This is a genomic window from Micromonospora sp. 15K316, from assembly GCF_004348525.1.
Taxonomy (GTDB): domain Bacteria; phylum Actinomycetota; class Actinomycetes; order Mycobacteriales; family Micromonosporaceae; genus Micromonospora.
The window spans coordinates 15,801-37,980 of record NZ_SMKG01000002.1; the positions used below are offsets into that span (position 1 = coordinate 15,801).

General features: G+C 69.0%; 14 protein-coding genes and 1 pseudogene. 1 reads left to right on the top strand and 14 read right to left on the bottom strand.

Going from position 1 to position 22,180, the window contains the following annotated elements; genetic code table 11:
- Positions 1 to 10: 10 nt before the first annotated feature.
- From E1211_RS00945 to E1211_RS00980, 8 genes are all read right to left on the bottom strand, one after another.
- Positions 11 to 877 carry a formylglycine-generating enzyme family protein gene (locus tag E1211_RS00945; protein ID WP_132344356.1) on the bottom strand — a complete coding sequence of 289 codons (867 nt, stop codon included), beginning with the start codon at positions 875 to 877 and terminating at the stop codon, positions 11 to 13.
- A gap of 117 nt (positions 878 to 994) precedes the next feature.
- Positions 995 to 2,257, bottom strand: coding sequence for an aminotransferase class V-fold PLP-dependent enzyme (locus tag E1211_RS00950; RefSeq protein ID WP_256371293.1), 1,263 nt, complete (start codon positions 2,255 to 2,257; stop codon positions 995 to 997).
- Between the two features lie 544 nt (positions 2,258 to 2,801).
- Entirely contained in the window at positions 2,802 to 3,224 is a 423-nt protein-coding gene (locus E1211_RS00955; RefSeq protein WP_132344360.1) for an SgcJ/EcaC family oxidoreductase, read from the bottom strand.
- A 35-nt stretch (positions 3,225 to 3,259) separates the two neighbouring features.
- Positions 3,260 to 4,441: an acyl-CoA dehydrogenase family protein gene (locus tag E1211_RS00960; protein WP_132344362.1), complete on the bottom strand. Its 1,182-nt coding sequence runs from the start codon at positions 4,439 to 4,441 to the stop codon at positions 3,260 to 3,262.
- A 235-nt stretch (positions 4,442 to 4,676) separates the two neighbouring features.
- Positions 4,677 to 5,462, bottom strand: a complete 786-nt coding sequence (locus tag E1211_RS00965; RefSeq protein ID WP_132344524.1) for a helix-turn-helix domain-containing protein — start codon at positions 5,460 to 5,462, stop codon at positions 4,677 to 4,679.
- 1,074 nt (positions 5,463 to 6,536) lie between these two features.
- Entirely contained in the window at positions 6,537 to 7,550 is a 1,014-nt protein-coding gene (locus E1211_RS00970; protein WP_243709261.1) for an enediyne biosynthesis protein, read from the bottom strand.
- Positions 7,547 to 9,466: a CRTAC1 family protein gene (locus E1211_RS00975; RefSeq protein WP_132344364.1), complete on the bottom strand. Its 1,920-nt coding sequence runs from the start codon at positions 9,464 to 9,466 to the stop codon at positions 7,547 to 7,549. Before E1211_RS00975 ends, E1211_RS00970 begins: the two co-directional genes overlap by 4 nt.
- Before the next feature lie 422 nt (positions 9,467 to 9,888).
- A complete protein-coding gene (locus tag E1211_RS00980; RefSeq protein WP_256371296.1) occupies positions 9,889 to 10,527 on the bottom strand; it encodes a MerR family transcriptional regulator in 639 nt (212 codons plus the stop codon).
- Between the two features lie 532 nt (positions 10,528 to 11,059).
- Here E1211_RS00980 and E1211_RS33665 point away from each other — a divergent pair.
- A pseudogene (locus E1211_RS33665) lies at positions 11,060 to 11,326 on the top strand (helix-turn-helix domain-containing protein); the annotation flags it as partial.
- Between the two features lie 461 nt (positions 11,327 to 11,787).
- Here E1211_RS33665 and E1211_RS00990 read toward each other — a convergent pair.
- The 6 genes from E1211_RS00990 to E1211_RS01015 form a co-directional block, all read right to left on the bottom strand.
- Positions 11,788 to 13,092, bottom strand: coding sequence for a cytochrome P450 (locus tag E1211_RS00990; protein ID WP_132344526.1), 1,305 nt, complete (start codon positions 13,090 to 13,092; stop codon positions 11,788 to 11,790).
- Between the two features lie 59 nt (positions 13,093 to 13,151).
- A complete protein-coding gene (locus tag E1211_RS00995) occupies positions 13,152 to 13,703 on the bottom strand; it encodes a flavin reductase family protein (RefSeq protein ID WP_132344368.1) in 552 nt (183 codons plus the stop codon).
- Positions 13,700 to 14,140, bottom strand: coding sequence for a thioesterase family protein (locus tag E1211_RS01000; protein ID WP_132344370.1), 441 nt, complete (start codon positions 14,138 to 14,140; stop codon positions 13,700 to 13,702). Before E1211_RS01000 ends, E1211_RS00995 begins: the two co-directional genes overlap by 4 nt.
- Positions 14,140 to 19,914 carry a type I polyketide synthase gene (locus E1211_RS01005; RefSeq protein ID WP_132344373.1) on the bottom strand — a complete coding sequence of 1,925 codons (5,775 nt, stop codon included), beginning with the start codon at positions 19,912 to 19,914 and terminating at the stop codon, positions 14,140 to 14,142. The genes E1211_RS01000 and E1211_RS01005 overlap by 1 nt, the downstream gene beginning before the upstream one ends.
- Positions 19,915 to 19,956: 42 nt before the next feature.
- On the bottom strand, positions 19,957 to 20,943 hold the full coding sequence (locus E1211_RS01010) for a DUF1702 family protein (protein WP_371686104.1): 987 nt from the start codon (positions 20,941 to 20,943) through the stop codon (positions 19,957 to 19,959).
- Between the two features lie 100 nt (positions 20,944 to 21,043).
- Entirely contained in the window at positions 21,044 to 22,045 is a 1,002-nt protein-coding gene (locus tag E1211_RS01015) for a DUF1702 family protein (protein WP_132344375.1), read from the bottom strand.
- Positions 22,046 to 22,180: the final 135 nt, after the last annotated feature.

Here is a 22,180-nt window from a genome sequence, read left to right on the forward strand (position 1 = left end):
TCTCCTCGGTCTAGGCGTCCGCCGCGCAGCGGAATCCGTGAGCGAAGCTGGACCACCCCTGGGGATCGCCGTGCATCCGCTCACTGCAGCGGACCTGGTAACGAAAGTTCATCCACGAGCCGCCCCGGATGACGCGGTAGCGACCCATCGCCATCCGTACTGTCGGATCGCATCGGACGGTGTCGTCGTAGAGCCGGGACAACGTGGCGGTCCACTCGTAGACGTTTCCGGCCATGTCGGCGCAGCCGAATGGGCTGTCCCCCCGCCCGGAAAAGGAGCCGACCGGCGATGTACGCGGCACCGGCCCATGCCGTGCGCACTCGGTCCGCCACCACTGCTGCCACGCCGACAACGAGGTCAGCGGACCTGCGTGCAGCTCCGCGGTGTTGGCCGCCCCGACGTCCCACGCGTCACCCCACGGCCAGATACGAAAGTCGGGTCCGCGAGCGGCGAACTCCCACTCCGCCTCGGTGGGCAACCGCTTGCCGCGCCACGCGGCGAACTCCGTGGCGTCGTTCCACGAGACGTGGACGACGGGATGGTCGTCGAAGTCACGGCTCTCGGTGCCCGGGCCGCCGGGAGCGCGCCAGGTGACGCCGGCGCGCTCCTCCCAGCCTTGTTCGGTGTAGACGAGGCCGAAGCCGCGCCGCTCCGCGTCGGTGCGGTAACCGGTGTCCCGCACGAACCGGGCGTACTCTCCGACGGTGACCGGGAACCGGTCGATCCGAAACGGCGCGACGACGGCGGTCACCTGGGGTGTCTCGTCGGCGAACCACAGGAGGGGCAGCGGCTGGTCGGCGGCCTCGAGCCAATCGAGCACCCATGGCGCAGTCCCCTGTTGAAACACCCCACCGGGTATCCGGCGCATCTCATCCATCACATTCAGCTTTCTGCCGCCGGGTACCGTGGCCCCGGTCCGCGTCGTGATCAATCATTCAGTCGGGCCCTGGCCAGCGCACCTCCCGCTGTGCCGACAAGCCGGTGGCGGCGACGGTCAGCGACCCCGCCGTCCGATGCTCCGCACGGCGCTTGCCAGCGCGTCGATGTCGTCGCGGTCGGTGTACAGATGCAGCGACGCCCGGACGGTGCCAGGCACCCCGTACCGACGGCAGACGAGCGCGGCGCAGTGACGGCCAACCCGCACCTGGACACCGAGGGCGTCGAGATGCCGCCCCACCTCGTCGGGCCGAAAACCGTCGAGCACGAAGGAGATGACGCCACCGCGGTCGACCGCACCGGTCGGTCCGAGAATCCGTACACCCGTCACGTCGCCAAGAACGTCCAGCGCGTAGGCGGTCAGCTCCGACTCGTGGCGTCGCACCTCGGTCATGCCGAGGGCACCGAGGTAATCGACCGCCGCGCCGAGGCCCACCGCCTGCACGATCGGGGGCGTGCCGGCCTCGAACCTGGCCGGCGGCGGCAAGAAAGTCGCCTCCGTCAGCTCCACGGCCGCCACCGTGCCACCCCCGACGAACATCGGCGGCAGGGCGTCGAGGATCTCCGCCCGGCCCCACAGCGCCCCGATCCCCGTCGGCCCGCACATCTTGTGGCCGGTGAAGGCGAGGAAGTCCACGCCGAGCGCCCGCACGTCAACGGGCCGGTGCGGAACGGACTGGGAGCCGTCGAGCAGCGTCAACGCGCCCACCGCGCGAGCCCGCTCGACGACCACGTCGACCGGGTTCGCGGTGCCGAGGATGTTCGACACGTGCACCCACGCGACCAGCCTCGTCCGTTCATTGACGATGGCGTCGAGGTCGGTAAGGTCCAGTTGCCCGTCCGCGGTCAACGGGACGGACCGCAGCGTGGCACCGGTGCGTCGGCACAGCAACTGCCACGGCACGAGATTCGAATGGTGCTCCATCTCAGTGACGACGATCTCGTCTCCAGGGCCCAACTGCAGCCGGGGATCCCCGACGTGGCGGGAGTCGCGCCCGGTGAAGGAGTGCGCCACGAGGTTGACGGCCTCGGTGGCGTTCTTGGTGAAGACGATCTCCCCGGGCTGAGCGCCGACGAACGCGGCCACTGCCGCTCGAGCGGCCTCGTAGGCGACGCCCGCCTCGACGGCGAGGGTGTGCGAGCCGCGCCCGACGTTGGCGTGGTGTTTGCCTTGGTGGCGCCGCATCGCGTCCAGTACCTGTGCGGGAACCTGTGCACTGCTCGCCGAATCGAGGTAGGCGAGGCGGCGTCCGGCGAGGCGGCGGCTCAGCATGGCGAAGTCCGACCGTACGCGCTCGACGTCGTATCGCCGCCCGGTCACCGTCGGACCTCCCGACCGCAGGCCAGCCGGGTCGGGCGCGTGGGGACGCCCCGCGCATGGGGCCCAGGGACGGTGGCCGGGGTCGCACACGTACCGCCCCAGGCCGGTGTGCCGCCTCTGCGGGACGTGGTGGGCATCGCTTCCTCCGATGTTCATCAAAGGCACAGACGGGGCCAGGGTGCCTGCGGTTAAGCCGCCAGCGCGCCTGATGAGGCGACCCTGCCAGCGCGCGGTGATACCGGCACCTCTCCTCGTGCGCGGCGTCAACGGTGCCGGTCCTCACCGACCGGACGCGGAAAGCATCGCGGAAGATGAACCGACGAAATCGATACGTTGCAATGGAGTCACGCCCTGTCGGCAGTAGATGACTGGTGTCGGCAGGTGCACGAGGGGGCGGACGGCAACCGCCCCCTTCATTTCGTGAGCAGGCAGTCGCTGGAGCACGGCCGACGGGCAACCGGTGAAAGTCCGCCGAACAGCCGACGGCCACCGCGCGTGCCTCCGGGCTGGCCGGGGGGCGCGCGGTGGCCACGATGGGAACCGGTCAGGCCTTCCCGGCGGGGCTGTTCTGGTACGCGGCGAGGTGCCAGGCACCGTCGCGCTTGACCATCAACCACGAGGCGCGGATCGCCCGCTCATTGGCGACTGCGGTCTCGCCGGGCAGGAGAACGCCGCCATCGGTGAGCACCAAGGCGACGTCCCCGCTGAGGAATCGGACGTCGATGGGCTGGCCGGTAACGGTGGTGCCCTGGTAGGGGCCGGCGAAGGCGTCCCGCATGAAGGCGACGATGGCACCACGACCCTTGAGAAACAGATCCGGCAGGATCATGCTGCCGTCTTCGACGAAGACCTCACCGAAGGCGTCGGCGTCGTGCTGAGCCCAGGCCGCGACGATCCGGCCGGGAAGGGCAGCCACACCGGCATGGTCGACCGGGCTGGGACGGAAGTTTGCGCTGGTTGCGGACACGTTGGTACTCCTCCTGGGTGGTGCCGGGGATCCGGTCAGACGTAGAGGGTGTTCGGCTCGAGCCCGCTAAGCAGACGGCCGTACAACTCGCTGTTCGTGTTCGGGTGCATGAGCGCGTGCAGGCTCAGCGCCTGAATGTCCCGCAGGATGCGCTGGATGGGGACGTCGAGGTAGATGGACGACCCACCGCTCGCGTTGGCGAGGGTCTCAACGGCCTCCCGGGCCCGCTGGACCGTCGCACCCATGTCGGCGCGCGCGAGCACACGCTCGTCGATCGTCCACGGAGCCTGCTCGGCCGCCTTTCGGTCGACGAGCGCGGCCAGCCGGTGGGCGTGGAACTGAGCCTCATCAACCCGAATGGCGGCGTCGCCCAACTGAAGGTGCGTGATCGGCGCCTCGCGCTGGCTGGTGTAATTCGTGTACGTAATCTTGCGGTCGCCGAGCCGCTGGGTGAAGGCGTCCAGCGCCGCCTTCGCGAGACCGAGCGCGACGCCGACGGACGAGGCGGAGGCCACCGGCAGCAGCGGCGCCTGGTAGATCCCGCTGGATTTGTTGGCGTGCGAAACGCCCTCCCCCTCGAGGACCGCACCCAGCGGCAGGAACCGGTCCTGTGGCACGAAGAGGTCCTGGGCGACGGTGCTGACGCTACCGGTTCCCCTCAGCCCGGCCGTGTGCCAGTCGTCCACGATCTGCAGGTCGCTGGTGGGCACCAGCGCGATGACCGGCATGGGCTCGGCCTCCGGCGCGACCAGGACGGCGATGATGGCCTGCCACCGGCTGTGCAGCGCGCCGGTGATGAAGCCCCACTTCCCGTTCACGGCGATGCCCCCTTCGATGGGCGTCGCCATCGCGCTGGGGCTCAGCGTCCCGCAGACGAGCGAGTCGGGGCCGGCGAACACCGTGTCCTGGACGTAGTCCGGGAAGTGGGACGCCATCCAGGTGGGGATCCAGTACACCGACGCCGCCCACGCGGTCGACCCGTCGCCGCGGGCCAGTTCCGCGGCGACATCGACGAGGGTACGGGTGTCGCACTCGTATCCGCCGTAGCGCAGCGGCGTCCGCATACGGAAGATGCCCGCCTCCGCCAGCGCGGCGACGGCGTCGTCGTGGACCCGCCGGTTCTCCTCGTTCCACGTCGAGAACTTCCGCAGCGTCGGGACGAGTTCGGACGCTCGGCGTATCAGCTCGGCGCGTCCGGGTAGGTCATTGCTCAACACATACCTCCTTGAGAGATACGGCTCGAATGAGCCGTGACAGCGATGCTCTCTGTCGCGGACCGCCGCGATGACGTCCACAGCACGCGAAATTCGCGAATGTCTTCAATGAACATCGAGCGCAGGCCCGCCATCGCCGGTTAGACGGCCATATCTTCTGGCTTGCCGCAGGCGGTCACCGGCGGTCGGAACGCGGTCGGGCAGGTCGCACTCACACAACGCGGCGGCGCCACGACGCTCACGCCGCTCGGCCGACCCCGACACCACCCCACCTGGATCGGCGCCCGGTGGCGATGGCGCGTACGTCCGGCATCGCCAGCAGCATCGGCGGGTCGTAGAGACGGGCGGGCTCGAGCCGCACGACAACATCCAGGGCCTGCTCGGGGCCGATCCGGAACGGGCCGTGGCAGCCGAACAGCGCGTCCGCCTCCGATTTAGGCCCGCCGTCATCGCCGAAACCGAGGCCGTGGCAGAGCAGGTACCACGTGCCCTCCGGCACCTTGTCGAGTCCGAAGCGGCCAGGACCCGCGAGAGTGGCGCAGCTGACCGGACGGCCTTCCGGTATCCGACTCTTGAACAAACCCATGAACACCACCTCGATCGCCGCCGACGAGCGGGCCGCGACGACACCCGAGACGACGCCGCGGCCGGCGGCCACGTCGTCCGGCGGCAGCGGGGCGATCGACCGCAGGACCCCACCGCCTCGGCGGTACTCGGTGGGCGACAAACCCACGCTGCGGGTGAAGCGGGAACTGAATGTGCCGACGCTGTTGTACCCGACGTGCACGCTGATATCGGCTACGTTCATCGATGTCGACAGCAACAGCGACTTCGCGCGCTGCAGGCGCAGGGCCGACAGGAATCGACCCGGCGAAACGCCGGTCACCCGCTGGAAGACCCGCGTGTAGTGGAACTTGCTGAACATGGCGGCACGTGCCATGTCGTCCACGGTCAACTGCTCGCCGAGGTTGCCCTGCATCAACATTATGGAACGTTCGACAGCATCAACGAAATGGCTGCTCATCATGCCCTCCCCGCCGAGGACGCGCCGCATCGCCGACATTTCGCCACGGCGAGGAATGCAAAGCACTCCAGCCCATGGAATTGTCGGCAATTCACCAACCGCGCGCTCGAACAGACTCCACGCCGGTAACAGTTCCTGACTGATCTGCGGTGGACGCAGGACCTGAACCGGTTCGCCCCAGGTCACTGCCTACCGCGAAGGAATCCAGTCAGGAGCTGCCGCTGTCGACCAGGCCACTGACCCGCGGACGGCGGTTCGGCGCCGGATGACTAACGTCAGGTGAAGGACCCAAGTATTGGTGGCCCATCTTCCGCTCCCCTTCGGTTCCGCAGTTCTTGGCACTTGCGGGTGCGGTAATCCTCTCGTTACACAGAGGAGTCGAGCATCTTGAAAAGTGCGGTCAATCCCGCACGCTCGAAGAAGTGCACCGTGTCGAATATCACGTCCGGCGGCCACGACGGGAGGAAAGGCCTTACTCGACGCCGTGACAATGAGTCATGCATCGCGATGGGGTCCCCCAATTCGGCACCGGGGCGTCGCCGCCGCACATGAACGCTGCGTAAAGTCATTCATGCGGCGGAGCGGCTGGGCACCTGTGCGACGTAACAGAACGTGCTGTTGCCGCAGGTGGGATTGAGGGGGCTAACGCCTGCGCGCCATCGACGGTCGGTCACCATGCCCCGCTGAGCCGCGACATGGGGTCACGCAGTGAGAGTCATTTTCATCGTGACCGTACTGCCGGCCGGTCGACGCCAAACCCCGAAGATCGACGAGGATCAGGATCCGGGTAAGACGACGGTCGATGACGACGGATGCCTCGACCGGGGGACCGCCGCGCCGCCTCACCTTCCGCGATCCCGACGTCCAGTCGCCCCTCTGAACTACCGCGCCGGCCGGCTTCACACTCGCTATCGACAGCGTCGATCACGGTGGCGGTTTCGGCCCCAGTCGGTATGCCCTGCTCGTCCCTGCTCATCTGCGCAACGGCGAACCGGCACATCGACGTCGATCGGATAGACAGGTGCTGCTCCGGCCGCGCCGGCCGGGGCGGTCTCCGACCCGGCCGGCGGCGGGTCATGCCCTTGCCGTGTCGGTCACCGGTACCGGGCCGGCGCGCCGACTATCCGCCTGCGCGGGCCGGCGGATCCAAATGATCCACCACATGAGGCCACGGACGAGACACACGATGGTGACCGCGAAGAAGGTCGTGTAGACCACGTTGAGCGCGAGTAGGACGCCGTAGACCGCAGCGACGCTGGCACCAAAGGTGAACTGGTTCCATCCCTTGGTCGGCGTGGTCCCCGGATCGGTGATCATGTAGTTGGTGAACAGGACGAAGGCCACCCCGGTCATCGGTACCAGGGCACCCCACAGCGCCACGTCGAGTGTCCAGTGCCGGATCAACGCCTGGATTACGAAACCGCCGACCCAGCCGAGGATCAGCGGCACCTTCTTGGTCAGCATCGCATTGAGGACAGTGCCGGAGGTGATGATGACCAACGGAACGACGATGCTGATCGCGTCAGGCACGTGCTCCGTGAATTGGTACGGTGGCGCGACGTTCACCCATGGGAAGACCAGCAGCGCCGCGGAGATGCCCAGGTTGGACGGGTTCATGAAGTGCCGCATCCGGCCGTTGATGGGCGCCCGGAGCACAGCCTTCTGACCGATGGCGACCAGCACCGCGAACGCGATCGGCCAGAACCGGTCATTGGCGTAGAGCAACATGTTCGCCGCGAGAGCCGTGATGTGCGTCGGCAGCAGGAACTCATACATCCCCCGCCACCCTCGGCCGGAGAACTCCGGGGAGCGCCGATACGCCGCGGCGGTGACCAGCTCGATCAGAACCTCCGCCGCGTAGCCAATCAACAGTGCGAAGATCGGCCAGGCCCACGGCTGCTCGAATCCGAGCACGGTGTAGCCGAGGATGTTGAAGATCGTCATCGAAAGCGCAAAGTTGCGCAGGGCGATGTACCGTGGGTCCTTCGGTGCCGCGGGCGCTGCCGGCTTCCGTACGGGTGGATCACCGCCGGCCCGCTCAAGGCCTGCGCTGCGTGCCAACGTGTCGATGGGCTGAGTGCTGGTCATCGCACCTCCACCTCCCGTGCCTGATCGGTGAGCATCAGGCTGTGCCAGCCGCGGGTCACTTCTCGGGTCTCGGTGTGGCGCACGCCATCGAGATCACGCCAGGTCACCTCGACGGAGACCGGTTGGTCGCCGATCTCGCCGAGGCCGAAGAACACGTCAAAGCTGCGCTTACCCGAGTGGCCGCCTCCGCCGTCGAGCTGGGCCAGTCGGGTGCGACCGTCCGGGGTCCGGACGCGGACCTGGGCGCCGTAGGCCGGCGTCCCGATCGTCTCCGGCGAGGTGGCCGGCCGGTAGAGGCGAAGACCGACGAAGTTGCCGGGGTCGGCGATGGTGTTGCGGTAGAAGCTCGGCCGGCCCCACTGCCGCGCGACGGCGAAGTCCTGGGTGCCGTTGCCGTCGACGTCCGCGACCGCGATGCCCCGGCTCGGCGTGTCGTCGCCCATGCCTAGGTCCGCGGCGAGGTTGACGTAGCGACCGTTGCCCTCGCGCGTCCAGAACGAGATCGGTTGGGACCCGGCGATGTCGTCACCCGGTTTCGCGTTCGGCCACATCCCGGGGTTGCGCAGCATGAGGTCGTTGGCCATGGCCAGTTCCTGGAGCCAGGCCCACCGGTTGAGGCTGCCCTTGATGAAGCCGTTGGCCTGAACTACCTCGACATCGCCGTTGTTGTCGAAGTCCGCCATCTTCGCGTCCCAACCCCAGCCCGACCAGGCCAGGTTGCGCTCCGCCGCCTCGTTCACGTACGGCGCACGGCCCTCGCTCAGCAGCCGTCTCGCCGCCTGCGGGCTCGACGCGGTGTTACGCCAGACGAACGTGCTCTCCTCGAGTCCCCACGAGGTGGTGATGTTGCTGACGAACGCGTCGAAGCGCCCGCTGCCGTGCAGGTCACCGAACTCGATGGACATGCCCTTGAACGAGTCGTGGCCGAGAACCATCGACTTCGGCGTGAGCGGGTCACGCTCGCCCTCGACCAGCTCGAACCGGATCTGGCCGGGAACGGACCGGTTGTAAAGGAGCCGGTCGTTGCCGAAGTCGTTGGCGAGGTACAGCTCCGGCAGCAGGTCGCCGTCGAGGTCGGCCGACCCCGCACCCAGGGTCCAGCCGGTCGCCACGGCCGGGTCCAGCGCCTTCTGCTCCGTGTAGGTGACCGATGGCGCCTTGCCACTCTGGGCGGTGGTCCATCGCAGGATGTGGGCCCCGCCGGCGTTGCGGGCGTGCGACATGGAATTGTTCATCTGCACCCCGGCCAGCCCCTCCGGATCGAGCACGGCAGAGTCAGGGAAGTAGTTGAAGACACCGACGTCCACGTGCCCATCACCGTCGAAGTCCGCCACCGCAACGGCGTTGGTGTTCCACAACGGCCCGTGGTAGACACCGTCGCCTCCGTTGAGGTTTCGGACGAGCTCGGTCGGCAGGAACCCTTCCGCCCCCAGGGGCTCGCCCGAGCCCCGATTCATAAACAGCACCGGCGTGCGGCCCCAGTAGTAGACGAGCAGGTCCATCCAGCCGTCCTCGTTGAAGTCTCCGGGAACACAGCCCATCGGGGCCATCGCCTGGTGCACCGGCAACGGCGCAGGTTCGAGGATGAACGGCTGGTACACGTTCCCGCTGCCCGGTGCGGGCGTGACGATCACGCTGTCGCTGCGCGTGTCGACCAGACAGATGTCGTTGGCGACACCGCTGGCGTCGAGGTCGTTGACGGCGACAGCCGCGCCGACGGAGGACACCCAGGAGCGGATGTGGTCGTACTCGGGGTTGACCGCGCGGACGGTGCGCTCGGGCAGGCCCGGCGGCAGGATGATCGGCCGTTCCGTGAACGAGAACTGACCGGCCAGCCTGGCCCGGTCGGCTGGGGACGCCGACGGCAGCCGTGCGAGCAGATAGGCGGAGACCAATAGGATGGTTACCACGACCATGGGTATCAGGCGGCGTAAAATGCCGACCGGTTGCGAGACCAACATCTCCCCCTCGGAATAGGCAGCGCCCTCACGCTGCATCGAAATGCGACTGCTCGGGACAGCCGGTCGGCTCGCCGCATTTCGGGGACGCCCGGTTCCAGCGCCGGCGGGGCAGAGTCGGGTCGTCGCCGTCTCTGCGGCGGCCGGGGATTACCGGTAGGACATGCGGTTGTTTCATCGGTTCCGGGAAGCACGTGGCGTCCCGGGAAAAGCAACCGCACCGTTGGAGCGGTCCCGAACCACCATCATCATGGCTGACGACCCGAATCAGGTCTTCTCGCATCTTGCGGGTCAGCAAGATATCGACATGCAAGGCGCGGAGGGCGCTGTCGGACGCAACCCATTCCGCGCCTTCGCTTTGCGTCCGACAGCGCCGAATATCACGTCCGTTCGGCGCCTACCGGTCCGGTGGCCTCGATGAGGTGCTCGCGGGCCAGCCGTCGCAACGCGGCCATCCCGGCTTCCAGCAGAACGACCCGAGCGATCACAGTCGCCCGGTCGTTGTCCGGCTCCACGCTGGACGACAGCGACGCGACCTCCAGGGCGGTCAGACACATGGCCGCCTCGGCGTACGGCGCGAAGACGCCCACGTCGGCGTCACCGGTCAGCCGTTCCAGAGCGGTGAGCACCCGTGCCAGCGTATGCCGACCGGGTGAGTCGTCTGCGACCCGCCAACCCAACATGTCGATGAAGGAGTCGATCCGGGCGGCCGCCCCCTGCCGCTCCGGCATCGCCAGCAGACTCGGGTCCTCGGCGAAGAGAGCGTCGTTGATCACCGCGCAGAGACCGGCAATCGGCAGGCCCCGGCTGTCGATCGCATGGAGAACCTCCCGCACCGAGGCGAGACTCATCCTGCCCACCGCGGTCATCGTGCGTATCAGCATCAGCCGGGACACATGCCGCTCGTCGTAGTCCAAATGGCGCCTCCCGGGCGCTGATCGACCGGGCGGAAGAAGACCCTCCCTCAGGTAGAATTTGATGGTCGGCACCGGCAGCTCGGCACGGCGACTCAACTCCACGATCTTCAATCGGATCCCACCGTACGTCTGATCACGAGTTCGGCCGGCCTTCGGCGATAGGACACGATTGCCCGGTATGTCGCACGGTGGGGCTCACCCCCTCGATCGGGCAGTCTCCCCCCACCACTGACGGGCACCCCTTACGGACAGTGCCGGGTTGCCACGGCGCATCGAGCGCGCTTGACCTGTCGTCGCAGCACAGGCCGTTGGGGCCGGCCGCTTGCGACGGTTATGGGGACGCCTCTCCGAATCGGACTGATAGCGCAACTATCCATTACGGCCCGTAACGCATTCGCTGACCCTCGGCAGTCACGGGACGACGCGGAGTTGCCCAGGACAATTGCGGGCGCTAGCATCTAGCCACTGCAAGATGATGATCAATAAGGAAACCTTTGAGGCAGCACATTTTGTTTTTGCATATAGGCACACCAGATGCGCCTTGCCGCCACGCCCGCTGGGCCCACTCTAGGCATCAAGGAGTGGCGCGATGTTAATGGTGAAAGAAATCGCCGTGCGGCGAGCACTGTGGGCAATGCAGGAAAGATTCGGCGAACCACTGACCATCGACGAGCTCGCAAGCGTAGCAATGTTCAGCAGATACCATTTCACGCGCCTCTTCAGCAATATCACGGGAATATCGCCTGGCCGCTTCCTTGCCGCGATCCGCATCCAGGAGGCGAAACGCCTTCTCACCACCACCTCCCTGACCGTGGCCGCCATCAGCACATCCGTCGGCTACACCAGCCTCGGCACCTTCAGCTCCCGGTTTCACCGCAGCGTCGGCGTCTCACCCGCGGCGTACCGGCAGCGGCGCCTGGAACCGCCGCCGACGCGACAGATCCGGTTGAGGCAGGGAAGTGCCATCGTCAGCGGCGAAGTACACCCCTTCTGCCCACGTTTCGCGGCACCCATCTTCATCGGATTGTTCCCCGACGCCATCGCGGAAGGACTGCCCGCGAGCTGGGTTGTCATAGATCGCCCTGGCCCCTACCGACTTTCCGATGTCAGCCCCGGATCCTGGTACCTCGTCGCGCACTCCCTCGGAGACTGGCGATATCCAACCGACGATCCGGACCAGATCGACCAGGTCACCGCCGTGGCTCGACACGGGCCGCTCCAGATCACCGACGGCGGAAACCTTCAGGGGACGGACGTCGTCATCCGCCCGCGCCGGGACGTCGACCCGCCCGCCCTCCTGTCGCTTCTCGACCTGCCGGAGGCCGCGTTGAAGGCCCGGCGCTCACCGGAACAGGAGCGCCATCAAGCCTCCGAGTCCACCATCCTCACCCGCATCGGCAACCCACCGCGGATCCTCAACGACAGCATCGGTTCCGGCACGACCTGGTGCCCGGGCGGGATCGACAGCCGGAACTCCCGCGCGATCATGGCCAGCACGAACACGGCCTCCATCAGGCCGAGGTTGCTGCCGACACAGACGCGCGGACCTGCACCGAAGGGAATGTAGGCGTACCTGGGACGGTCGCGTGCCCGAGCCGGATCGAACCGGTCCGGGTCGAACCGCTCCGGCCGCACCCAGAACTCCCGGTGTCGGTGCAGGGTGTACGGCAGGATGACGACATCGGCGCCGACCGGCACGTCGTAGCCGCCGACCAGATCCACCCCGCGGGCGATCCGTGGCAGCAACCACACCGGCGGGTAGAGCCGCATCGCCTCCTCCACCACCATCGTCGCGTAACGCAGGTGGTGCAGGTCCTCGTAGGTGGGCAGCCGCCCGCCGAGGACCTGGTCCGCCTCCTCCCGTAGCCGCTGCCGGATCCCGGGCTCGCGGTCGATGAGGTACAGGGTCCAGCCAAGAGTGCTGGCGGTGGTCTCGTGGCCGGCCAGGAGCAGCGTGACCAGTTCGTCACGGAGCCTGTCCCGCGCGACCCGCGGATCCGACTCGCCACGAGTGGACGCGATGAGCCTGGAGAGCACGTCCTCCTTGCCGGCGACGCGGCTCTCGCGTTCGACCACCAACTGGTCGACCACCCGCTGCAGTTCGCGCCGGGCGCGGCGGAACCGCAACTGGCGACGCAGTGGCAGCCAGGTGGGCACCATCCCGAGTGTGGCGAGTTCGAACATCGCCTGGTCCTGGACGGCCGCAAACTCCTCACCGATGGACCCGAAGGCGCTCAGATCCGCATCGAGCAGGGTCCGGCCCAGCACCCCCAACGTGAGGCCGGTGAACTCGGCGACCACGTCGACTGGGCCGTCCCCCCGCCGCTGACGGAGGCGCTCCATCAACCGCTCGGCTTCGACGGCGATGAGACCAGCGTGATGAGCCAGCCGCCGCGGATGGAACGCCGGCTGGATCACCTTGCGCTGCTTGCGCCACAGCTCGCCCTCGCTGGTGAGCAGGCCGTCCCCCAAGGCCCGGCGGGCGTGTACCAGGCCGATGCCCTTGCGGTAGTTGCCGGCGTTGTCGGCCAGCACATGCTTCGCGTGGTCCGGATGGTTGAACACATGGAGGCTCTTGTGCCCCACCGGCAGCCGGACGGCGTCGCCGTAACGATCGACCGCGTCGGTGATCATGCCCAGGCGGTCCCGTGCCATGACCGCCAACATCCGCAGCGCGGCGTGCCGGGGCGGTCCGGGTGGCGTCGCGCGTCGCTCGTCCAGCGGGCTCACGGCAGCACCTCTCGGTCAGGGCCGGTCGCGCTGAACCGCCCGTTGTGGAACAGCAACGCACGGTCCGCAGCGGGCTGCGCGAACGAGAGCAGTCGGCCGACGACGATCGTGTGGTCGCCGCCGTCGTACTTCTGCCACAGCTCACACTCGAACCACGCGAGCGCGTCCTCGATCATCGGCACGCCGGTGCGCTCCCCAGACACTGCCGCGATTCCCGCGAACTCTCCGAGCCCCACCGGGCGGCGGGAGTCCGCGAAGTAGAGCGCCAGCTCGGAATGGCCGGCGGCGAGCACCGAGACGCCGAAGACCGGGGTGTTATCGAGGCAGGTATGCATGACGGTGCTCTTGTCGACGCAGACGAGTACCAGCGGAGGATCGAGCGAGACCGGGGTGAAGGAGTTCGCCGTCATCCCGTGCGGCTGCTCCCCACCCACGGTCACTACCGTGACGCCCGTGGCGAAGGTGCCGAACGCCCGTCGTAGGCTGCGGCGCGCGGCCGGTGGCCGTCCCGTCGGCGGATCGACCCGCCCACCGTTTGCCGCGGTCATGACCCGCCTGCCTGCGTGAACGGCACCAACGCCTCGGCTAACGCGCCCGGCACACGGGTAGGCGCGGTCCGGGTATTCGGCCCGCGCATACAGGCCACCCGCTGCATGCCCCGTGCGACGAGCGTCTCGGTGCCCGACCCGTCGAGGCGTACATAGTCGAAGCCGAACTCCACCTGGGTCTGCGCGAGGTCGACAAGCCGCATCCGAACGGACAACTCATCGAAGGCAGTCAGCTCGGCGAAGAACTCACAGTCGACCCGTAGCGTGAACAGTTTGAGATCCGCTCGCAGCTCCTCGATCACCTGCGGAGCCCGCTCCTTCAGAAACAGCTCGCGGCACCGGCCCTGCCAGCGCAGATAGTTGACGTAATAGACGTTCCCGACGAGGTTGGTCTCCTCAAACCCGACTACGTGTCGGTACTCGAAGTAACGGGACATCACCCGTCCTCCCTGATCAGCAGGCCGAAAACGACCGGCTCCGGCCGACCGCGCAGGGCCGTGACGAAGGTCGCGACGGCGTTCGGTCCAGCGGTGAAGACGACCCAGCCAGGGCGTTCGACGGGCCGCACGGCAAGGCCGCCGACCAATGGCTCCCCCGCCTTCTGCAGGCACTCCATCGCCACCCAGACCCGGGTGCCCGCCGTGTCGCGATCCTCGCCCCCGTCGGCGTCGGCGAGCAGGAGCAGCAATTCAGCGTGCGCGCCGAGCAGACCGCGCCACTCGACCGGCGACCGCGGCGCTACCGCCTCGACGTCGCAGGCGGTCACCCCGGACGCCACGGCACACACTGTCACGCCCGCCCCGTGGGCGAACGAGACCTTCTGCCCACCATCAATCTCCGGCCGACCGTCGACGCGGTACCGCACCGGCTGGATCCGGCCGGTGGCACGCGCCAGAGCCCGCGCCGATCGGGCCCGGCGCGCCGTGCGGAAGTCGCCGTCGCCGGCGCCGTCGGGCTCGACCCCGACCGCAATTTCGGCGCCGGTCAACTCCTCCACGCTGCGCTGCAGGAACGGCCCCAGCAACGGCGCGACCCACGGTCCTTGCCCGTCGTTGCGGCGCACGGCACGCAGGCTCAGCCCCTCCCAACGCTCGACCACGTTCCCGTCGTCGGAGCGCAGCACTACGTCGTAGACGTACGTGTCGCCATCACGCGACCGCTCCGTGGCGCAGTACCGGAACCGTCCTGGCTCGGTCGCGCCGCCCGCCGTGCGGATCCGCTCGACACTCACCGGCAGCAGGGTGGCGTTCGGGACGCACACCTGGTTGCCGTGCATGAGCGCGTCCCGCAACCCCGGGTCGCCGAGCACCAGCCGGCCCGGGTGGAAGGGCGCGAACCAGTCGTGCTCCTCCAGCACCAGGTCGGCGTCGACCGCCCGGGCCGAAGCGTGGTGATAGCCCAGCAGCCGCTGGAACCGTCGGCCCTGGAACAGCAGATCGCCATAGAGGTCCACCGCCGGCCGCAGCGACACGTCCGCCACGTCCGCCGGTACGGGCAGCGGCGGGCCGTCCGGTGGGCGCTGCCCGTCGTAGCACAGCTGGGCACGGAAGTGTTCAGCGGCGAACCGGGTCTCGCTGCTGTGGATGGCCACCTGCACCGTGTGTTCGTCCGTGGCCACCGCGGCGATCCGGATGCGGGTGGTGCCGTCGGGCGGCACGACGATCGGCCGCAAGAACTGCGCGTCCTCGATGGTCGGGACGGCTGACCGGCCAGTCAACGCGGCCCCCACCTGCGCCATCGCTTCCATCCCAAACACGGCGGGGAACAGCAGGTTGCCGTCGAGGAGATGGTCGGGCAGATACCGGTCGGTGCCTGCGCTCAGCTCGACCTCCGTCACGAGCTCGACCCGGGGGTAGTGGACCAACGGTCGATCCACAAACCGCAGGAGCGGCAGCGTCACCTGCTCGTAGCGCACCGTGTCGATACCAGAGGTACGCCCGCTGATCACGACCACGGGTGGCACGGCCGGGTCCGTGAGCAGTCGCCTCAGCAGTTCGACCCCCTGCGTGGGAGTGATCGGCGTGACGCCTTCCCGCGCCAGGCTTTCCACGACGGACAGCCGCTCGCCCATACCCACGCCCGACCACACGGACCACTCGAGGCAGACCGCGTGACAGCTCGGATACTCGTCGCCGACCGTCCGGGTCAGGTCGGCCAGCCACTCGTTGGCGGTTGCGTAGTGCGCCTCGCCCTGGAGACCGGCACGGCCGATGATGCTGCCGAGGCTGACCAGCAACTTCAGGTTGCCCGGCCCGACCGCGTCCAGCACCGCCCGCAGACCGCCGACTTTGCTGGCGAAGGCGCGCCGCATCGCCTCGGCGTCGAGGTTCGACAGCGCGGCCGGCTCGTTGGTACCCGCCCCGTGCAACACGGCGGTAACCGGACCGAGCACCCCCGCGACCTCCTCGACGGCCGTGCGGACCTGTACGGAGTCGGTGACGTCGGCGCGGACGTAGTGCGCGACAACACCGTGGTGGGCCATGCGTTCCAGGTTCGCCGCGAGCTCGCTGTCCGCCGCCGGGTCCGACCTGCCGAGCAGGGCGAGCCGGGCACCGGTGTCCATGGCCAGGGCGAAAGCGCACTCCGCCGTGATTCCCTTGCCACCGCCGGTGACCAGCAACACGTCCGACCCGTCGAGGAATTGCCGGGAGTGTTCGGGGTGCGTGGGCATGGCACGCAGCGTCGGCAGCCGCCGCACACCGTCGTCGCCGTAGTGCGCCTCGGCGTACTGCTCGGTGCTGCGCACCTCCTCGACGACCTGTTCGATCGCGTCGGGCGTCGGCGGAACGTGGACGATCGTGACCCGCAGGCGCGGCGCCTCCAGCCGTAGCGTCTTCGCGAGGCCGGCTGCCCCGCGGTCGTGCTGCACGAGCACGAACCGGTGGACCGCGTCACCGGCCAGCGCCGCCTGGGCGCCCCGGAGCGCGAGTTCCAGATCGGACTCCGCGCACCCGTGCGGCAGGCAGACCAGCACGCCGGAACCGACGTCGGCATCCTCGAGCTGGCGCGCCAGAGTCGCCGCGAACGGATGGTCCGCCGGGGCGTACAGCTGCCAGCTGCCTGGACCGAGCGGCTCGACCGGGGCCGGCAGCGGGGCCGAGTCCAGATCGACCGTCCAGGCACGGGCCCAGGTCTCCGCGCCGGCGACTGGCGGTGCGGACTCCGCCGTGCGCTCTCCGACGGTCGCTTGCAGTTCCTCGAGCGCGCCAGCGAGTTCCCGTACCGAGGCGGTCGCGAAGTTCACGGGCATGCGCACCGCCGACACGCCCAGTCGATCGGCAGCCTCGTTGACGATCTGACCCACGGTGATGGAGCTCAGGTGCAGCTCGTCCAGGAGATGGCTGTCCGGGCGCACCATCTCCAACGGCAGCTCCGCCCGACCGGCGGCCATGCGCCGCAGCAGGTCGACGGCGCCCTCCACCGATTCGTCGCCGGGCTGCGCCGGTGCGGGGTCCGCTGATGCGGGTTCCGCCGGCCATGCCGGACCGTCTGCGACGGGCGCGGCCTCGCAGGGGTTGGTCAGCACCGCAGGTGGTGCGCCGAGGTCAATCGGCCGGACCAGACGGTCCTCGAACAACGCCTCAGGGATCTCGGTCGCCCCGTGGGTGTACGCCATCGCGACCACGCGGAGCAGGCTCGCGATCGACTCGTCGTCGGTGTCGAGTGAGACGGCCGGTACGTCGGTCGCATCGCCGGCAAGTCGGGAGAGCACCCGGCCAGGCCCAACCTCAACGAACAGGTCGATGTCCTCGGCCGCGACGGCGACCGCCTGATGGAACATCACCGGTGCGGTGATCTGACGGTGCAGCAGCGAGATCACATCGGTCGCTGCGGGCAGCGAGTCGCCGGTCACGGTGGAGACGATGTGTCGGCCGACGGGGGCAAGGTCGACCCCCACCAACGCCGCGGCGAACGCGTCGGCTGCAGGCGCGACCAGCGGTGAGTGAAACGCGTGCGAGACGGTCAGCGGGATGGCGGCGACGCCGTCGGCGACGGCCCGCCGGCACACCTCCCGCACCGCAGCGACCTCGCCCGACACCACCGTCTGCCCTGGGCCGTTGTATCCGCTGACGACTACCGGGAGCCCTTCGACGAGCCGACCCACGATCGACGGCGGGGCACCGATTCCCGCCATGGTTCCCGAGGCGCTGTGCTGCGCCATGACCTCGCCCCGCGACGCCGCCAGCCGCAGCAGGGTTGCCTCGTCCATCACGCCGGCCCAGTGCAGGGCGGTCAACTCCCCGAGGCTGTGACCGACCGCCACGGTGGCGTCGACGCCGAGCAGCGCCAGCACGGACAACCCGGCGACGGACCCGGTGACGATCCGGGGCTGTGCGACCTCGGTGGCGACCGGGTCACCGGTGGCCGGCAGCGCAGCGAGCCGGTACACCGAGTCGACGACCGGGAACCTACGCCGCAGCGCTCCACCGCCAGCGCCTCGGCCGGATCCCTGGCCCGGGAAGAGGTAGCCGATGCGGGCCCGGCCGGCGACGCGCCGTAGAAACACTTGGTCCTCGCCCGAGGCCAGGCTCTCCTGACCCGCGTCGATGGCGTCGACGACCCTACGCAGCTGGCGCTCAGCGTCGTCCGGACTCCGCACCACGGCGGCAGCCCGGTACGGCAAATCGCGCAGCTCGCCACGCAGTGCCACGGCCAGGTCGGTTAGCTGCGCGTAGGAGGCGGCACCGGCGAAGGTGGCGAGCTGCTCAGCCCGCTCGCGCAGCGCCGCCCAGGACATGCCGTCCAGCACGAGCAGTTCCGCGTCCTGCATGGCGGCGGCTAGCGTCGTGGTCCGCGCGTCGAGCCGACCCGGGCGTCGGCCGCGCTGGTTCTCCACCACCACGTGCGTGTTGATCCCACCGAAACCCATGGCGGTAACCCCCGCCCGCAGCGGGGCGTGGGCCGGCCACGGCTCGGCTGCGGAGAGCACCCGCAGGGTGCGCTCGGCGCCGGTGAGCAGCTCGTGCGGCTCGGGGCAGCCGAGCGCCGGTGGCAGCACCTCGTGGTGCACTGCCATGACGGCCTTGATCAGCCCGGCGACCCCCGCAGCTGCCTTGGTGTGCCCGATCATGGCCTTGATCGAGCTGATCACCGCAGGTGCCGCCTCGGGGTCAGCCGTCCGCCGAGCCTGCGACAGGGCGGACAGCTCCGTCGTGTCGCCCACCTTCGTCCCGGTGCCGTGCCCCTCGAACAGCGCGACTGTCTCCAGCCCGAACCCGGCACGCTCGTAGGCCCGCTCCAGCGCCAGCCGGTAGCCACCGACCTCCGGCCGAGTGATGCCACCCCGGCCGTCCGAGGAGACGCCCCAACCGGCCACGGTGGCGTAGACCCGGTGGCCGGCTCGCCGCGCGTCCGGCTCGCGCATCAGCACGACCATGCCGCAGCCCTCGCCCGGCCAGAAACCGTTCGAGCCGCGGTCGTACACCCGCATCTCGCCGGTTGCCAGCGCCCCCGTTTTCGCGAAGCCGATGATCTCGAAGGGATCGATCGAGAGGTCGACCCCGCCGGCGACGACCACGTCGAGGTCGCCGTCGACGAGCGGCCGGCAGGCGGTGGTCACCGACAGCAACGACGATGAACAGGCCCCGTCGACGGTGTATCCACCGCCCTTAAGGTCGAAGTGGTTGCAGATGCGGCCGGCGATGGTGTTGGACAGAGCTCCGGCAAGGGTGTCCTCGTCGATTGGCGGGAAGGGCCGCTTGTAGTCGACCTCGACGCGGTCGAGAATCTCCTGCACCTGCCGCTCGTCCCAGTCCAGCTGGGACAGGGCGGAGCCCAGCACCCGACGAACATATGGCCACCGCAGCCGCATCTGGTTAGCCCGAGAAAACTCACCGGTGAGACTGTTGCCGACGATCACGCCCGTCCGTTCGGCGGGCAGGCCCGCACCCATCGGAAACCCGGCGTCGGCCAGGGCCGCGGCGGCGACGTCCAGGGCCAGCCAGTGCGTCAGGTCGGTGGAGCGGAACGTGCTGCCGGCCACCTTGAAGGCGACCCGATCGAACTCCCAGTCCTGCAGCACGGCGGCATTGCGCGCGTAGAAGCGGTCCGGCGCGGCGGGGTCGGCCGACCAGTAGTCGGCGAGCCGCATCCGGGTGTCTGGCAGGCGGCGGAAGGCACGTCGGCCGGCAACGGCGTTCTCCCACAACTCCTTGGGAGAAGCCGCATCCGGATACCTGCATGCCATGCCGACAATGGCGATCCTCGTCATGTTGGGCGAATCTCCGATCTGGTCGCGGTTGCGACCGCGGCGCTAGAGGCTGTCCGAGGCGAGGTCGTGGCCGCCGACGGCGACGCTGCCCCGGATCCTGTTCCGCCAGATCTCGTACGTCGGCGGCTCGCCGGGAAGGGACAGGCCCGGCCGGACCTGGTCGGTGACCGCCGCCGCGTCGACCGGTGACCGGCCGCAGAACAGGCGGGTGGCCGCCGCCACGTGCGGCAACACGAGCCCGGCGCGTACCCGGGCCGCAGCGGCGAACGCGGCACCCTGCGCCAGATGAGAGCGGTAGGCGCCCGCACGGCGCCACAGTTCACGCAACTCGGTCTCGTCGGCGCCGCCGGCGTAGGTGGCGGCGAGCCCGACGCCGCTGTACAGGTCGGCCCGGCGGGACTCGGCGAACGCCTCGACGAGCCGGCTGACCTGCAGCACGTCGGTGCCGCCGACGAACCACAAGCCGCGGCCGATCCCCTGGTCGATGACCCGGCTGGCGTAACCCGTGTCGTCATCGACAGGCCAGGGGAACCGCTCGTGCCGGAACTGCTCGATCACGTACTTGTGGGTGTGGAAGTACGCCTGGTGGAAGCCGTACCCGTCGAGCACGAGCCATCGCAGCAGCGGGTCCGGGGCATGCAGCCGGGACCAGCGGAACCGGGGCAGGCGAGCCATCGCCCAACCGATCCCGACGTACACCATGTAGAGGTGCGGGTTGCCGGGGCCGGCGAGGAACTGCGCCACCCTGCCGCCGCCGAACGGCATGGCGTCGCGGATGGCCAGCCCCATCGCGGCGCCCTCGTACGCGAAGCCGCGGAATCGCGTCGAAGCCCGATCGAGAGCCGGTTCGATGTCGGCGACCCGGCTCGCCTCGGCGGCCTCACCGTATCCCTGCAGGAAGGTCTGGCCGATCGTCTCGAGGAGGTGCCGTGCCTCCGGGGACTTGGTGTGGAAGCCGCGCACGCTCACCTGCGTCTCGCGTATATCCGGCGTCAGAACGGTACGACGCAACGAACCGATGAAACCCACTGTTACCCCTCAGGTGGTCAGCGTCGACCAGACGGACCGGGTCCGTCCGGTCCGCTTCCGCGACGTGGGTGGCGGCGGGGCGATCGCCCGCCGGGGATGTTCAAGACCCGGGCGCACCTGCCGGCTCGGTGTCGAAGTGCGCGCGTACCCGTTGCCGCCACACCTCGTACGCCGGCTCGCCCCGCGATGCCGGGAGGCCACCGACCGCGACCTCGTCAGCCAGCGCCGACGCGGCGGCGACCGGAAGACCGGTCAGCGCCACGACGGTCTCGTCGGTGTGCGGCGGCACGGCGCCCGAGAACGTCCGCGCCCGAGCGGCGAATACCGCCCCCTGCGCCAGGTGCGACCGGCACGCGCCGGCGTTGTGGCGCAACGACGCCAGCCCCGTAGCGTCGCAGCCGCCAGCGAAGGTGGCCGCCAGGCCGACACCGGCCCACAGGTCGGCCTGCCGTTCGCGGGCGAAGCGACTGACCGCCGTCGCCACATCATCGGGACGGCCGGCGTGGACGAACCACAGGGCTCGACCTATCCCCTGGTCCACGGCTCGCATGAAGTAGTCCGGCGCACCCTCCCACGGGTACGGCCGGGGCCGCTCCTGGGCACCCACCCAACGATCGACGTCAAAGTAGGCGAGATCGAAGCCGTACCCGTCAACGGCAAGCCAGTTCATCGTCGGGTAATAGGGCACCCCGGACAGGTCTGGCATGATGCGACGCCACAACAGCCGGGGCAGCCGGGCCATGGCGAACCCGATGCCAATGTAATTCAGGAAGATGTGCGGCCGCCCCGGCCCGGCGAGCAGGTCCCGAGCGCGCCTGGTGCGGTACATCGACATCGCGTCGCGGATGGTGAACGCCATCGTGACGCCCTCGTATGCGAAACCGCGCAGGTCCGGGTCGAGCAGTGCCAGGCGGCGCTCCGCCTCCCACAGGTCACACGGCCCGATGCCCCACTCGAAGCCACACACAACGGCCTGCGGAATCGCCTCGAGGTGAAGCGTCTCGCCCGATGAACGAAAAGGAAACCGCCGCTCGGTGAAACCGACCTGCCGCAGCGGCGGGGTCAATACGTGACGACGTAGCGAACCGACGATGGTGGGCATCGCTCCCGCTCTCCTACCGAGGTCGACCGGTCACCGTCAGCTATCGACGGCCGCTCCATCGTCGGTCAACCAGGCTGGGGGAGTCTTCTTCCGCTGTGCCCATTGACCGTGACCGAGCAGGCGCGCCCCGGCGAG

Coding starts and splice junctions, on each gene's coding strand:
- E1211_RS00945 (WP_132344356.1), bottom strand. CDS start 877: ATGGATGAGATGCGCCGGATACCCGGTGGGGTGTTTCAACAGGGGACT.
- E1211_RS00965 (WP_132344524.1), bottom strand. CDS start 5,462: ATGAGCAGCCATTTCGTTGATGCTGTCGAACGTTCCATAATGTTGATG.
- E1211_RS00970 (WP_243709261.1), bottom strand. CDS start 7,550: ATGACCAGCACTCAGCCCATCGACACGTTGGCACGCAGCGCAGGCCTT.
- E1211_RS00975 (WP_132344364.1), bottom strand. CDS start 9,466: ATGGTCGTGGTAACCATCCTATTGGTCTCCGCCTATCTGCTCGCACGG.
- E1211_RS00990 (WP_132344526.1), bottom strand. CDS start 13,092: ATGTTGGCGGTCATGGCACGGGACCGCCTGGGCATGATCACCGACGCG.
- E1211_RS00995 (WP_132344368.1), bottom strand. CDS start 13,703: ATGACCGCGGCAAACGGTGGGCGGGTCGATCCGCCGACGGGACGGCCA.
- E1211_RS01000 (WP_132344370.1), bottom strand. CDS start 14,140: ATGTCCCGTTACTTCGAGTACCGACACGTAGTCGGGTTTGAGGAGACC.
- E1211_RS01005 (WP_132344373.1), bottom strand. CDS start 19,914: ATGACGAGGATCGCCATTGTCGGCATGGCATGCAGGTATCCGGATGCG.
- E1211_RS01015 (WP_132344375.1), bottom strand. CDS start 22,045: ATGCCCACCATCGTCGGTTCGCTACGTCGTCACGTATTGACCCCGCCG.